We start from the raw sequence: 15,887 nt of genomic DNA on the forward strand, positions 1-15,887 counted from the left end.
CAGCCAATGACTTTAGGTATGGGGTCAATCTAAAATCTAAAATTGTTTGACTCCTGAATTTTGCTGGATATTCTGGGAACACTATATCTGTAAATCATTAGGATTTAGCAGTATGGTTAGCACTTTTGCCAATATTCCCGGATATCAAGTAAACGAAGAACTCTACAATGGTTCTAGAACTTTAGTTTATCGAGGGTATCAAAAAGTTAACTCATTACCAGTAGTGATTAAACTACTGAAAAATCCTTATCCCAGCTTCTCTGAACTCTTGTCATTTCGCAATCAGTACACCATTGCTAAAAATCTCAACTCACCGCTAATCGTCCAAACCTACAGCCTCGAAGCCTACCAAAATGGTTATGCGCTGGTGATGGAAGACTTTGGGGGGATTTCTTTAAAGGAGTGGGGAGTAGGGAGTCGGGAGTCGGGATTGGGGGGAAGCGTAGAATTTTTGATGGAATTTTTAGAGATAGCGATCGCACTGTGCAATACCTTAGATATATTGTATCGAGAGCGGATTATTCATAAAGATATCAAACCTGCCAATATTTTAATTAATCCCGAAACCAAAGAAGTTAAATTAATTGACTTTAGTATTGCATCCTTACTACCACGGGAAACCCAAACACTCATCAATCCAAATGTGTTAGAAGGTACACTAGCTTATATTTCTCCAGAACAAACAGGTAGAATGAACCGGGGAATTGACTACCGCAGTGACTTTTATTCATTAGGTGTTACTTTTTACGAATTACTCACGGGAAAATTACCATTTGTCTGTGATGAGCCGATGGAATTAGTGCATTGTCATCTTGCCAAAACTCCCATTGCAGTACATCAAAATAATCCCAATCTTCCCTTAGTTTTATCTGAAATTATCAGCAAATTAATGGCGAAGAATGGTGAAAAACGTTATCAGAGTGCCTTGGGAATCAAGCATGATTTAGAGATTTGCCTAAGTCAATTACAATCTACCGGAAACATTGAATCCTTCGCACTAGGAGAGCGTGATATTAGCGATCGCTTCATCATCCCTGACAAACTCTATGGACGAGAAACCGAAGTCTCAACTCTATTGGAAGCATTTGAAAGAGTTAGCCTTGGTGCAACCGAAATGATGTTTGTTGCTGGGTTTTCGGGTATTGGTAAAACTGCGGTTGTTAACGAAGTTCACAAACCGATTGTTAGACAACGTGGTTACTTTATCAAAGGTAAATATGACCAATTTCAACGGAATATTCCCTTTGGTGCATTTGTAAAAGCCTTTCGAGATTTAATGGGGCAATTGCTATCAGAATCAGATGCACAATTGCAAGCCTGGAAAAGCAAAATACTGGAAGCTGTTGGCGACAATGGACAAGTCTTGATTGACGTAATTCCAGAGATAGAACGCATTATTGGTACTCAACCGCCGGCTATAGAACTATCAGGGGCTGCTGCCCAAAATCGTTTCAATCTGCTGATGCAGAAATTTGTGCAAATCTTCACAAGTATTGAACATCCCTTAGTGATGTTTTTAGATGATTTGCAATGGGCAGATTCCGCATCGCTGAAATTGCTGCAATTGTTGATGACAGAAACAGGACATTTATTAATCTTGGGTGCATATCGGGATAATGAAGTATCACCAGTTCACCCATTTATTCTGGCTGTAGATGAGATCGTCAAAACTGGGGCAGTTGTCAATACGATTGTGCTGCAACCATTAACCGAACCAGTTTTGAATCAGTTGGTGGCAGATACGCTCAATTGCGAATTATTGCTTGCCCAACCTTTGACAAAATTGGTTTATCAAAAAACTCAAGGTAATCCTTTTTTTGCTAGCCAGTTTATCAAGGCGTTAAACGACGAAAATCTAATTATCTTTGACTTACAATGCCGCAATTGGCAGTGTGATATTGCCCAAGTCAGAGCCTTAGCAATTACTGATGATGTGGTAGAGTTTATGGCACTGCAATTGCAGAAATTGCCACACCAAACTCAGAATGTTCTCAAACTAGCAGCTTGTATTGGGGCGCAGTTTGATTTGAATACATTGGCGATTATTTCAGAACAATCTCTAGAAGCAACGGCAGCTGATTTATGGAGAGCTTTGCAAGAAGGGCTGATTATTCCGAATACGGAAATATATAAGTTCTTTATTGAGTCTGATAGTGCATCAGTTTCTAATGAAGCAGCTAATCCGATTTATCGATTTTTACATGACCGCGTTCAACAAGCTGCTTATTTCTTAATTCCTGATCACAAAAAGCAAGCAACGCATCTCAAAATTGGACGGTTACTTCTGCAAAACTCTTCAGAAATAGAACGAGAAGAAAAACTGTTTGATATTATCCTGCATTTGAACCAAGGACAGGGATTAATTACTCAACAGCAGGAACGAGAAGCCTTAGCGCAACTCAACTTAAAAGCTGGTGCTAAAGCCAGAAGTTCAACTGCATACACCGCCGCCAGATTGTATCTACAAACTGGAATTGAGCTACTAGAGGTCAATTGTTGGCAAAATCAGTATGAATTGACTCTGAATCTATATGTCGCAGCAACAGAAGCCAGCTATTTGAATGGTGATCTTGAAAGCATGAAACAGCTTGCCGCATTGGTATTACAGCAAGCACAGACGATTTTAGACAAAGTGAAAATCTACGAAATTCAAATCGCGGCACTACTTGCTGGGAGCCAAATGTTAGCAGCGATCGCAGTCGGAATCGAGGCTCTAGCGCCATTGGGGGTAGAATTCCCCAATGCGCCAGATGAAGCCCAAATCGGCAAAGCGCTACAAGACCTTAACCAGCAACTCCAGGGCAGAGAGATTAGTGGGCTGATTGACCTGCCGGTAATGAGTGAACCGACAGCGATCGCAGCAATGCAACTGTTAGGAATGTTGTTTGGCCCAGTGTTGCAAGGAATGCCAGGTTTAATACCCCTGTTGAGCGCGACAATGGTGCGGTTATCGCTCCAGTTTGGCAATTCCCCTGCCTCAACGACAGGATATGTTATTCATGGTATAGTGCTGTGTGCTTTTCTGGGGGAAGTAAAAACAGGTTACGAATTTGGTCGATTAGCCCTTTCGTTGCTGGAGAGGTTGAATAATCGGAAAATGAAGCCCAGCACTCTACAACTGTTTGGGTATTTCATCCAGCCTCGCCAGGAAGCACTCTTGGCAACGCTACCAACGGTGAAAGAAGCCTACACGGCTGCCATAGAAACAGGTGATTTTCTCTACACTGGGTACAGCATATTAGGTTACGCCTATAATGCGATTTTTGCAGGTGTAGACCTAGACAAGTTGGCATCCGAATTAGCCGCTTACAGTGCTGCCCTGGCTCAGTTAAAACAAGATTTAGCGTATATTCTTTTGTCTTTGATGCGGCAAATGGTGCAGCAATTCAGAGAAAGGGTAAGTCAACCCGATTGCTTAATTGGCACTGCCTACGATGAAACGGTGATGTTGCCGAAGCACCAGCAGGATAATGATCTCTGCGCGATCGCTACTGCCTATATCTCCAAACTGCTGCTTGCCTACTCTTTTGGCAATTATCAGGCTGCCCTCGACTATATCACCCAAGCCAAGTCCTATTTGATGGCAGTATCGGGAATGGTTATGATTCCTGTTTTCCATTTTTATGCCGCCCTAACACACCTGGCACTTTTACCCACCCAGCCAGAAGCAGAGCAAGCCTTTGGGTTTGCCGAGGTAGAAGCCCATCAAACTGTTCTGTACCAGTGGGCAGAAAATGCCCCGATGAATCACTTGCACAAATGGCATTTAATTGAGGCAGAAAAGTATCGGATTTTGGGTAACAAAGCAGAGGCGATCGAACACTACGATCGCGCCATTCAACTCGCTAAAGAAAACCAATTCGTTAACGAAGAAGCCTTAGCTAACGAACTTACCGCCAAATTCTATCTCGATTGGGGCAAAGAAAAAGTTGCCGCAAGTTATATGCAAGAAGCCTATTACTGTTACGCTCGGTGGGGAGCAAAAGCCAAAGTTACCGATCTAGAAACCCGCTATCCCCAAGTACTTGTAACAATTTTGCAAAAACAGCAATCATCTTTCAAACTGATGGAAACGATGATTCCTATTTCTCATAACACGATTGGGAGTTCCACCTTAAGTAATACTAGCCTCTCAGAAGCCCTCGATCTGGCAACTATTCTCCAAGCTTCTCAATCTCTCTCTAGTGAAATTGAGTTGGAGAAATTACTCTCGACCCTACTTCAGGTCATACTCAAAAATGCCGGAGCTGATAAATGTGCGTTGCTGATGCCAAAAGGCTCGCGCTGGGTAATTGAGGCATTATCCCAACTCGAAGGGCCTGCGATTGTCTTGGGTTCGCTGCCTTTTGAGGATCATCAAACAGTACCTGTTGCACTGATCAATCGGGTCAAAAACACCCTTTCATTGGCTGTAATTGACAATGCAGTAGTCGAGCCAACCCTAGCGGCTGATCCCTATATTCTGCGCCATTCACCCAAGAGTATTCTCTGTGCGCCGCTTCTCAACCAAAGCAAGTTGATTGGCATTTTGTACCTAGAAAATAACCTGACCGTGGGAGCGTTTACCAGCGATCGCCTACAAGTTCTCAAACTCCTCACTACTCAATTAGCTATTTCTCTAGAAAATGCCCAATTATATCACAAACTAGAGAATTATTCCCATAATTTGGAGCAAAAAGTAAAAGAACGCACCCAAGAAATAACAGAAAAAGCAACTCAGTTAGAATTAACACTGGAGAAACTTTACTCGACTCAAGCCCAACTAATTCAATCAGAAAAAATGTCTGGTTTGGGACACCTAGTTGCTGGGATTGCTCATGAAATTAATAATCCAATTAATTTTATTTATGGCAATTTAAAACCAGCGAGTGAATATGTTGCATCCTTGATTGAATTAAATAATTTATATCAACAACTTTATCCGCAACCATTGCCAGAGATTGCCCAAAAAATCGCCGATATTGAACTAGAATTTCTGGTGGATGATTTACAAAAGATCCTGTCCTCGATGAAGGTAGGAGCAGATCGCATCTGTCAAATTGTCCTCTCACTGCGGAATTTTTCCCGCTTGGATGAATCAGAAATCAAAGGAGTAGATATTCATTCTGGGATTGATAGCACGCTGTTATTTTTGCAGCATCGACTTGAGAATAATAGTAAACATCCAGAGATTGCAGTTATTCAAAAATATGGTCAACTACCTTTAGTTAATTGTTATGCATCTGCTCTCAATCAGGTGTTTATGAATATTCTCAACAATGCCATTGATGCCTTAGAAGCATCAAATAAAAATCTCCAACCGACTATTATTATTCAGACGCAATTAAAAGAACCAAAAAAGGTAATTATTCGCATTGCAGACAACGGTGTAGGGATAAGCGAGACCGTGCGAAATAATATATTTAATCCATTTTTTACAACGAAATCAGTAGGTAGTGGTACAGGCTTGGGATTATCAACTAGCTATTCGATTGTGGTAGAAAAACATGGGGGCCAGTTAAGCTGCATTTCCACACCAGGAGAGGGTACAGAATTTATAATTGAAATTCCGGTGTAAATTTTTGCTCTTGTTAATAAAAAACTTGATATATCTGGGAACACTATATCTGTAAATCATTAGGATTTAACGGTATGGTTAGCACTTTTGCCAATATTCCCGGATATCAAGTAAACGAAGAACTCTACAATGGTTCTAGAACTTTAGTTTATCGAGAGTATCAAAAAGTTAACTCATTACCAGTAGTGATTAAACTACTGAAAAATCCTTATCCCAGCTTCTCTGAACTCTTGTCATTTCGCAATCAGTACACCATTGCTAAAAATCTCAACTCACCGCTAATCGTCCAAACCTACAGCCTCGAAGCCTACCAAAATGCTTATGCGCTGGTGATGGAAGACTTTGGGGGGATTTCTTTAAAGGAGAGGGTTGGGGTGAGGAATATTTTCCTATTCCCCAAGTTCTTTGTGATATCGTCATGAAATTGATGGAGAAAAATGCCGAATCTAGATATCAAAGTGCATTGGGACTGAAGTTTGATTTAGAAAATTGTTTGTCTCAACTACAAGTTTCTGGTAGGATTGAGAGTTTTGAAATTGCGAGTAGGGATTTGTGCGATCGCTTCATCATCCCTGATAAACTTTATGGACGAGAAACCGAAGTTTCAAGTCTATTGCAAGCATTTGAGCGAGTCAGCCTTAGTGCAACAGAAATGATGCTGGTAGCTGGGCTTTCAGGAATTGGTAAAACTGCGGTTGTCAACGAAGTTCATAAACCGATTGTGCGACAAAATGGTTATTTTATCAAAGGAAAATACGATCAATTTCAACGGAATATTCCCTTTAGTGCTTTTGTGCAAGCATTCCGAGATTTAATGAGGCAATTGTTAAGCGAAAGTGATGCACAAATCCAGCAGTGGAAAAACAAGATTTTATCAGCTGTAGGTGAAAACGGACAGGTAATTATTGAAGTCATTCCCGAATTATCAATAATTATTGGTGAACAACCCCCAGCCACAGAATTATCAGGAAATGCGGCACAAAACAGATTTAATTTATTATTCCAAAAATTTACCCAAGTCTTTACCAGTGCTGAACATCCCTTGGTTCTGCTACAGAAGTCAGTTACCTTAATGGCGACTATCAGCAAACTGAACAATTCAGTTCATTTATCCTGTCAAATGCCCATTCAATTTTAGAGCAGGTGAAAACCTATGAAGTCCAAATTCTCACCCATGTAGCTCAAGGACAATTATTGGAGGCGGTACAACTTGGTTTGAAGGTAGTTAAGCTCTTGGGTGTGAATATTCCAGATTCTCCCAATGAAGCTGATATTCAGCAGAAATTTGCAGATGTGTCTTCTCTCTATGTAGATAAAGATATTTTGGAATTTACTAAATTGCCACAGCAAAATTTTACCTCGACTGGGGTAAAGAAAAAGTTGCCCAAGCATATATGCAAGAAGCATACTACTGCTACGCTTGTTGGGGCGCAAAAGCCAAAATAGAAGACCTAGAAAAACGCTATCCCCAATTACTCCAATCCATTCTGCAAGAGCAACGAATCAACTTCAAACACGACGAAACTATTAGCTTTCGTGGCACTTTCTCATCTACTCGCACGAATACCACTGACAGCACTAGTATTTCCGATGCACTAGATTTTACCTCTATCTTCAAAGCAGCTATTGCTATCTCCAGTTATCTGGAATTAGATACACTTATCGCCAGTCTCATCCGTATTATTTTAGAAAACTCTGGCGCGAGAAAAGCTGTACTACTGCTTCCCCAAGAAAATATATGGCAAGTACGAGCAATTACCTTTATTCATCATGAGGAAATACAAACCAGCTTCAGCCCACAATCACTCTTCAATTGTCCAGATATTCCCGTAAAAATTATCAATTACGTCAAAAATACTCAACAAACAGTTGTGATAGATAATTGCCAAACAGATATCCCTGGTGTAATTGGGCAATATATGCACGCAACACAACCCCAGAGTGTATGTTGTACTCCGATTATCAATCAAGGGCATTTAGTAGGTATTTTGTATTTAGAAAATCAACTGATGAGCGGAGTATTTACTAGCGATCGCCTCAGTGTCATTAACCTCCTGTCTTCTCAAGCGGCAATATCTCTAGAAAATGCTCGACTTTATCAACAAGCTGGGCAAGCATTACAAGACTTACAACAAGCACATCTGCAAATTGTCCAAAGTGAGAAAATGTCTGCATTGGGTAATTTAGTTGCTGGTGTAGCTCACGAAATGAATAATCCTTTGGATTTTATTTCTGCCAGTCTCCAACAAGCTAAACCAATTTTCGGTGATATTATCGAACACTTGAAATTATATCAAGAAATTTTCCCCAGCAAGAGTGAGAAAATTCTTGACCACGAGTCAGAAATCGACTTGGAATATAGTTTAGAGGATTTGCCCAAGATGATTGATTGTATGTCTATGGCATGCGATCGCTTAAAAAACATCAGCACCAGTTTACGTACTTTCTCTCGTGCTGATAGAGATTACAAAGTGCCATTTAACATCCATGAAGGTCTCGACAGCACAATTCTCATTCTCAAACATCGTCTCAAGGAAAATGAACACCGTCCCACGATTGAAGTTGTTACTGACTATGGTGATTTACCTCAAATTAAATGCTTCCCTGGCCAATTAAATCAGGTATTTATGAATTTTTTAGCGAATGCCATTGAGGCATTAGATGAATCTAATCAAGGACGCAATTTTGAGGAAATTACATTTAATTTTAATCGGATTACAATTAGAACTTTAGTCGAAAATGAAAGCCTTAAAATTACTATTGCTGATAATGGCAAAGGGATGAATGAAGAAGTAAAATCAAAAATATTTAACCATTTATTTACTACTAAAGCTGTTGGTAAAGGTACGGGCTTGGGGTTAGCGATCGCTCGTCAAATTGTTGTTGAGGGGCATGGGGGAAACATTGAAGCTACATCTATATTGGGACAGGGAACAGAATTTTTAATTACCTTGCCTATCAGCAGTATAAATTAGTGATTTATTAGCAATTATCTCACGCCGATATACCAAAGATACCAAACTTATTCAGGTTTAATTAATGTCTAACAAGACTAATATTGTTCCCGAACAATTGAAGAGACGATCGCAGATATTATTGCTCATTGTGATTACCTTGTCTATGGGCATTGGATACCGCAAGGCGGAAGTCACGCGTGCTTTAATTTTGGGCTTTCTGGTTGTACAGGGCAGGAGGCAGGAGGAATACTGCCCTCAGTCTCCTGCCGCGAGAGGGTGCATGGTTTAAGTTCCCCACCAAATCGGAGATTTTGGTGGACTGGAAAAATTTATAAAATTTATGTCTAAAGAAATAAGCACAAAATTCACCTAATAAGTAAGTGGGCGAAAATAATCATCACTGGCTCGTAGTTGCGCTAAAGCGGAAGAGGGCGCAACTACGAGCCAAATACAGAGATTTTACTTTTCGTTACATAGTTTGGTTTTATCTTGTCTAGCTACTTACCATTTCTTTGTGAGGCTGCGCCAAACCCTGTTAACTTCTTCTTTCTTTGTGTTCTTTGCGACGGCAGTCGCTACAACGGGGAGAACCCGAAGGGGGGTTCACCAGTCACCTACGCCGGGAAACCCGCCTACAGCGCTGGATTCACCCCAACGCACTGCCTCACCTTTGCGGTTCGTTTTTCTTTCTTGTAGTTAAATATGGTTTAGCGCATCCTCATACAGAATTGGTATTACTATGCTTATAAGTTGTATATGCACACAACAGTCACTCTTAACCAATCTCTCTATAGAGAGAACTAAAAAAGCTAATTTTAGGATAACTCCATCTCTAGGCTCACGCAATTTAAACAAAAAAGGTTAATACTGAAAAATAACTTTACAAACATGAAACCTGATTGTAATCAAAAATTACAGTCAAGGAAAAGTAAATAAAGAAAAGAGTGCAAATAATGGCAACCTCTACAGACCGCGAACAAGAGATTAAAAAGCTGCATGAACTAATTGAAAATATTGATTATGGTATGTTTACCACAGTCGATGATGATGGCAGTTTGCATAGTTACCCCATGTCAAAAAGTGGTGAGATTAACTCTGAAGCCACACTCTGGTTCTTTACTTATGCTGCTTCCCATAAGGTGACTGAGATTGAACACTATGAGCAGGTAAATATTAGTTTTTCGTCATCCGAACAGCAGCGATACGTTTCTATCTCAGGTACAGCACAACTGCTGAAAGACCGTACTAAGATGGGAGAGCTATGGAAGCCGGAACTTCAAACCTGGTTTCCTAAAGGACTGGAGGAACCCGATATTGCTTTGCTTAAGGTGAATATTAGCCAAGTTAATTATTGGGATAGTGTATCAAGTTTTCAGCCCCAAAAAATTAGTTTTTTGACGCCATAACGCCTTTAAATAATTACTAATTCGTAATTCGTAGTTAAGAATTAAATTACTAATTAGGAATTATTTTAAGTATGTAATTGTTGGGCGAAATTTGCAAAATTAAGTATTTTAAATTACGAAAAACCAATGATAAAAAATAATGATAAAGGTGCCCAAAAGCATCTACCTTTAGAGGTAAAACGGCGACATTTTTTAAAAGGAATAGGCTTTATTGGTGCAGGTGCAGGGGCAATCTTTGCTGACCACATTCTCAATGCGAATTCCGAAGTAGAAGCGGCACAAGTTCCAGCATCATCTGCAACTCCAACGAACAGCACAAACACTGGTGAAATTCCTCTGCGTCCACTGGGAAAAACAGGGGTGAAAGTGTCGGCGATCGCACTTGGAGGTGCAACTTTAGGGCAAGCAAAGACCAAAGAAGAGGCAATTCGCATCGCCCACGAAGCTATTGACAATGGCATCACCTTCATGGATAATGCTTGGGAGTATAACAAGCATCGTAGTGAAGAGTGGATGGGAGAGGCGTTGCAAGGGCGACGAGACAAGGTTTTTTTGATGACGAAGGTTTGCAGCCACGGACGCGATCGCAAAGTGGCAATGCAGCAACTTGAAGAATCTCTGCGTCGTCTCAAAACCGACCACCTCGACTTGTGGCAAATCCACGAAGTTGTTTACGACAACGATCCAGAAAGGATTTTTCGTGCCAACGGAGCAATTGAAGCTCTAGATCAGGCGAAAAAAGAAGGTAAAGTTAGGTTCGTTGGCTTTACGGGTCACAAAGACCCCGCTATTCATCTAAAAATGCTTTCCTACAATTACCCATTTGATACGGTGCAAATGCCGCTTAATTGTTTTGATGCCAGCTTCCGCAGTTTTGAGCGGCAGGTGTTACCAGAACTCAACAAACGGGGAATTGCTGCTATTGGCATGAAAAGTCTCAGTGGAAATGGTGATGCAATAAAAAAAGGTGTAGTGACTCCCCAGGAAGCCATCCGCTATGCCATGAGTTTACCGATCGCTACACTTGTCAGTGGTATTGATTCGGTGGAAGTACTGCGGCAAAATTTAGCGATCGCCCGTGGTTTTCAACCGATGCAGGCAAAAGAAATGCAAGCCTTGCGCGATCGTTGCGTCCAATATGCTGCCGATGGGCGTTTTGAACTCTTCAAAACTTCCAAGCAGTTTGATGCTGATGAAGGCAGAATCCAACATGGCTTTCCACCTCAAAGTCAAGTGCAAACATGAAATTGAAGACTGGCGACTGGGGAAGAAGCAAGGGAAAATTTTCCCCCCTTCCCCCCAAAGCAACGCGAAAAAGTGAGATCATCGTCCAATGAGCCTTCTTGAGCAGGGGAAGCAGGGGAGAAAAAGAAAAAAGTTAGTAATTGTTGCTACTATAAATAGTCCATAATACACTTAATTTATTTCGCCTCCCCTGCCCCCTGCCTCTTTTCAACGGCCAATACCCATATAAGGAGAAACATTATTTATGGCGACAACTGCGGCTGAAGTTCTTATTGATACTATTTACGATTGGGGTGTTGACACCATCTTTAGATTGCCTGGGGATCGTATTAAGCAGTTTTATTAATTCTGCACAAAAAAACTTTGTTAAAAACAAAATCCTTATGAATTACCTTGTTGCAGTTTTACCAAATCGAATACAAGCAGAAGCCGCCTACTCTGCTCTGGAAAAAATAGGCTTGCCAAGTTCACAAGTTAATATTTTGGGCGATGGTTATCTAAGTGCTGATGAATTTGGACTGATTGATCCCGACAAGCAAGCCCGCAAACAATCAAATCGGCTCCTTTGGTCGCTCGTAACCTTTGGATTTGTTGCAGGTTATGCCTTCAACCATCTCACAGAAGTTGAAATATTTCCCCAATTTGCTCGATTTGGCAATGAATTTCTTGCTGGGATCTTAGGAGGTATAGGCGGTGCTTTGGGCGCTGGTTTAATCGGTCGAACTGTCGGGTTAACAGTTAGCAGTGGCGATGCTTTACCTTATCGTAACCGTCTGAATGCTGGCAAATACTTAATTGCAGTTACCGGAAATGACGATTTAATGCGCGAAGCTACACGCGTACTGCGTCAATTTGAACCAGAAAATATTCAAGGCTATACAGATTATTTACAAAAGAGCAAACTTGTAGGAATCGATTCCACTAAAGCGAGAATGTGATAATCTACTTCTTATACTCAAAGCTTTCTCTACTAAGTAGGTAGCGACTTGTTAGAAGCCGGGGACAAAAAAGCGCCGAACTTTGTTAAACCCCCAAACTTTGTTAATAAAATATTATTAGTTTGGGATAGACTTTCAACTCAACTGAACCCAGAAGTATATTATCATATTCTCGCATTAGTGGGATAGATTCGTTAGCATATAGCCCTCCTAATTTTCTTCTTGGAGGGCATTTTATTGCTTAACTGCCCCAAAGCGATCGCTATGACTCTGCCTATAAGGGACTGAAAAATAAAAAAATGTTCCAAAACTGACGCAAAAACTCTCTCTATTTCTTCTCTCTGCGTTCTCTGTGCGGCAGTCGCTCATGGGGGAAACCCCCAAGACCGCGCTGCCTTGTCTGGAGTGGTTCGTTTATTGGAATAATTTATTTCTTGTCAGTCCCTAAGAGTAACTAGCAACTTGGGTTATAGATTTACGATCATCAGCAAGCTTCCATCCTGATGTTGCCCAGCCCGTCCTGAAATAACAGGCTACACACAAGCGAAACTGGGGCGGGGTTCGGATAAGCTCTTGAGGCAGGGAAGGCTCTTGAGGAAAGAGGGTATTGTTCAGTAATTATTTTCTCCTCTTGCCTGCCTCAACCAAAAAATTCCTTAACCGAACGGTATTGGGATCGTGTCCAGCAGCAAGAAGCATCTTTAGCAAACAGACAAAAAATTTGTATAGTAATTATGTATACATGAAGACCAAATAATAAACACAATAAATTTCAAAATTAAAAGCCGCAAATAAATTAGGAGGTACTCTACATAATTACTTAGCGAGAATTAGCGGTTAACATTCAAAACATTGTTTATTTATACTCTTGTACGGAACTACCAGCGAAAGTCGGGTAAACCTTAACTAGAATTGATCCTTTTCTACTTTGTTGAAAATAAATTTTCATCTAGAGTAGGACAAAGATACCTGCTGCTTACCACATAAAAAATCTACCTGAAGTCTCTGGCTCATACCTATGGGAAACCAAGCTTGATGCTTGAGAGTCTGGTTTCAAAATGGGTAACAGCAACATCCTCTATCAGCTCGATCACCTATGCTAAAAGTTATGCACTCGGCCACCAACTCAGCCACACCAAATTCCCAGTGGGAGGATTTAATCAAGCTTCCAGCCCCAAACACAGTTCAATGGGACAATATAAAAACCCAATTAGACTTGGTGCTGTTGGCGCTAGAAACCTTAACTGGGATTGGTTCAGAGGCTATGCTTTCGGCGGCAACTGATCTGAATTTAGAGTCAAGAGTGCCAGACCGCGTAGCTTTATGGCGACTGCGCCAATCAAATCCCTTACGCAAAGGTCAAGGAGGGCGAAAAAAGTTAGATATCGAAGAAGCGCGATCGCTTGTTCTGATCATCTGCTACCTAGCGAAACAGCACCAGGAATTAATTCGCCGCGCTATCGGACTGTTAGAACAAATGGCAGAAAATAACCGGGAACCTCACCAGACTGCTTTACTTGGAGATTATATTGATGCTTTTTGCAACACTTACCAAGAGCGGATGGAAGAGGACGAGAAAATCTCAACAGATTTACTTACCAACCTGGCCTTAAAACTGCTTGTAGATTTACTTTTTTACAGTGCTACTGGTGGGCATCGCCGTCTCTGGCTAGCACTTTTAGACCGTTCTACAAAACTTTAGATTTTAAATTTGAAATTCCTCAACCAAATTTGCTTATGAAAGTTTGCTAGACAAGGATTCCCTTTTGATGATCGTTAGTTCTTGGGCAATGCACTATCAGCTCTGCTTTCTCTTTGCACATCAGTTTGCATAACAGAAGGAACCTAACAAAATTCTCAGTCAAGGAATCCGCCTTTCCAACTTTTCTTTGCAAGCAACTGGCTCAATTTTTTGCAAAATCCCAAATAGTCTTCTTCGCAGTTCCTGCCATGCCTCTATCAAATTCTGTCATTCGTTGCTACACACCCCCTACTTGCACGCTAGAAGTATTCGCGCAAAGCTCGCCTCTGTCGCGTTGGATGGGGAAAACTGTCCTCAAGCACCTGAGCTTTGAGCTTCGTTTTGATGATCCCCGACTATCAGAAGAACTCAAAATTCCAATTCGGGGCGATCGCGATCAACTTGAAGCTTTATGTGATGCAGTCACAAGCTATGTACAGCAATTTCTGCAACAGTCTCCAGAAAGCTTTTGCGTTAGTTTCTCCGATACCCAGGAGTCAAGCACAGCATTAGGTGAGCCAGAATTAAAATCGTCTACAAAAACATTAAATTCCTTTAGTACCCAGATTCCTGGGGCAAATATCCGCTTAGAACCAAGCAGCCATTTAACTCACAACTTATTTCTCGGTTCTCTCGCCAACCAATCATCGGGCCCAGTAATTCAACTCAGTCTGCTGCAACTATTCGATCTGGCCAGTGCTTTAGATGAGTACTCAACTGATGTCATGGCACTCCCAACTCTTAAGAGTACTAGCACTTCAATGAGGTTTCCTACTTGGGCACCTGTTGCCGCAGTATTATTATTAGGTATAGGTTTTTTACCAGTTACTTGGCAATATGCTAACAACCTTAGGGAAAAGCAACAGCAGAAAGCCAAAACAGCAGATCCAGCAGCAGTAAAAACTGCTTTAGAAACTTCACCCTCACTAAACTTTCCCACGCCTCAAGCTGGGCTAACTGCTCCATCAGATAATTTGCTAGGTTCTACCCCTCCACTTTCCATATCCACTTTACCCCAAGCACCTCTAACAGCCCCTAGTTCTACTTTCTCTACACCGCCACCTCTAAATGCACTGACAATACCTCAGGGCAAGACTGCAACCCTTTCCACTAATGGATCGATGCCAACTCTTGGAGAGGCTACGCGAACGGCCAGCTTCTCTAACGGACGATCTAGCAAAATCCCAGGTCAGGAAATTGCTATATCACCAAATCTTGCACAGAACCCTACAGGCTCAAGTACCCAACCTGCTACTCTCCCTAAGCTGCGGGATTTGCCACCCAGGCTATCTTCTAACACAAGCAACTTGCCAACTAATATCTCACCAGTTGTCCCCCCATCTCTTGATACCATACCCAATAGTGGCAATACCCCTACCCAACCCTCCCCACTAAACTCACAACAGTTAGACGAAAGAATTAATTCCCTACAGCAATCTTCTCCTAGAGAGAAACCTGCTTCACAACTTTCCTCTTCTAAAACTGCGAATAATAATCCCTTTATCGATCAATTAGGGAACGAACGCCAAAGCCCCAAATCCACAGAAGTGGCTACTGGCACATTATTTGATACACCCCAAGTAGCACAAGCTAGAGAATACTTAAAAAAACGTTGGCAACCACCCACTGGACTAGGACAAACATTAGAGTACAGTTTGATAGTCGGTATTGACGGCACAATTGAACGAATTATTCCTCTCAATAAGTCAGCAAGAGACTTTGTTGATAGCGCTGGGATGCCTGAAGTTGGGAAACCTTTTGTTTCCGCCAATAAACGCGGACAAAATGTCAAAATTCGAGTTGTTCTCAGTCCTGATGGCAAGGTACAAACTTTTCCAGATGAATAAGTAAATTAGTCCGTTTAATCTGAGATATTGCACTAGTCACAACAAGCGCATAGTAATTCATTACTAGGCTAATGGCTAAAGTCGTCTAACGACGACTAAGTAGGTAGGCAAGATAAAACCAAACTATGTAACGAAAAGTAAAATCTCTGTATTTGGCTCGTAGTTGCGCCCTCTTGCGCTAAAGCGCAAGAGGGCG

General features: G+C 41.3%; 6 protein-coding genes and 1 pseudogene. All 7 read left to right on the top strand.

All coding sequences use genetic code 11. The annotated features are described in order from the left end of the window. The first annotated feature begins 112 nt into the window (after positions 1-112). The 7 genes and pseudogenes from V7K32_RS03885 (at position 113) to V7K32_RS03915 (ending at position 15,691) form a co-directional block, all read left to right on the top strand. Positions 113-5,557, top strand: a complete 5,445-nt coding sequence (locus tag V7K32_RS03885; RefSeq protein WP_334990500.1) for a trifunctional serine/threonine-protein kinase/ATP-binding protein/sensor histidine kinase — start codon at positions 113-115, stop codon at positions 5,555-5,557. 74 nt (positions 5,558-5,631) lie between these two features. Then, positions 5,632-8,514 (top strand): annotated as a pseudogene (locus tag V7K32_RS03890) (AAA family ATPase); the annotation flags it as partial. Positions 8,515-9,467: 953 nt separating this feature from the next. Continuing rightward, complete coding sequence (locus V7K32_RS03895) at positions 9,468-9,920, top strand: pyridoxamine 5'-phosphate oxidase family protein (protein WP_334990502.1); 453 nt, start codon at positions 9,468-9,470, stop codon at positions 9,918-9,920. Between the two features lie 126 nt (positions 9,921-10,046). Continuing rightward, positions 10,047-11,165, top strand: coding sequence for an aldo/keto reductase (locus tag V7K32_RS03900; RefSeq protein ID WP_334990504.1), 1,119 nt, complete (start codon positions 10,047-10,049; stop codon positions 11,163-11,165). Between the two features lie 383 nt (positions 11,166-11,548). Next, positions 11,549-12,103, top strand: a complete 555-nt coding sequence (locus V7K32_RS03905) for a hypothetical protein (RefSeq protein WP_334990506.1) — start codon at positions 11,549-11,551, stop codon at positions 12,101-12,103. Between the two features lie 1,096 nt (positions 12,104-13,199). Next, complete coding sequence (locus V7K32_RS03910; protein ID WP_334990509.1) at positions 13,200-13,805, top strand: DUF3038 domain-containing protein; 606 nt, start codon at positions 13,200-13,202, stop codon at positions 13,803-13,805. 248 nt (positions 13,806-14,053) lie between these two features. Continuing rightward, positions 14,054-15,691, top strand: a complete 1,638-nt coding sequence (locus tag V7K32_RS03915) for a DUF4335 domain-containing protein (protein WP_334990511.1) — start codon at positions 14,054-14,056, stop codon at positions 15,689-15,691. Positions 15,692-15,887 lie beyond the last annotated feature (196 nt).

This window comes from Nostoc sp. (assembly GCF_036917635.1).
GTDB lineage: Bacteria > Cyanobacteriota > Cyanobacteriia > Cyanobacteriales > Nostocaceae > Nostoc.

What these genes read in the sequence shown, in the direction of transcription:
- V7K32_RS03885 (WP_334990500.1), top strand. Translation starts at nt 113, where the DNA reads ATGGTTAGCACTTTTGCCAATATTCCCGGATATCAAGTAAACGAAGAA.
- V7K32_RS03895 (WP_334990502.1), top strand. Translation starts at nt 9,468, where the DNA reads ATGGCAACCTCTACAGACCGCGAACAAGAGATTAAAAAGCTGCATGAA.
- V7K32_RS03900 (WP_334990504.1), top strand. Translation starts at nt 10,047, where the DNA reads ATGATAAAAAATAATGATAAAGGTGCCCAAAAGCATCTACCTTTAGAG.
- V7K32_RS03905 (WP_334990506.1), top strand. Translation starts at nt 11,549, where the DNA reads ATGAATTACCTTGTTGCAGTTTTACCAAATCGAATACAAGCAGAAGCC.
- V7K32_RS03910 (WP_334990509.1), top strand. Translation starts at nt 13,200, where the DNA reads ATGCTAAAAGTTATGCACTCGGCCACCAACTCAGCCACACCAAATTCC.
- V7K32_RS03915 (WP_334990511.1), top strand. Translation starts at nt 14,054, where the DNA reads ATGCCTCTATCAAATTCTGTCATTCGTTGCTACACACCCCCTACTTGC.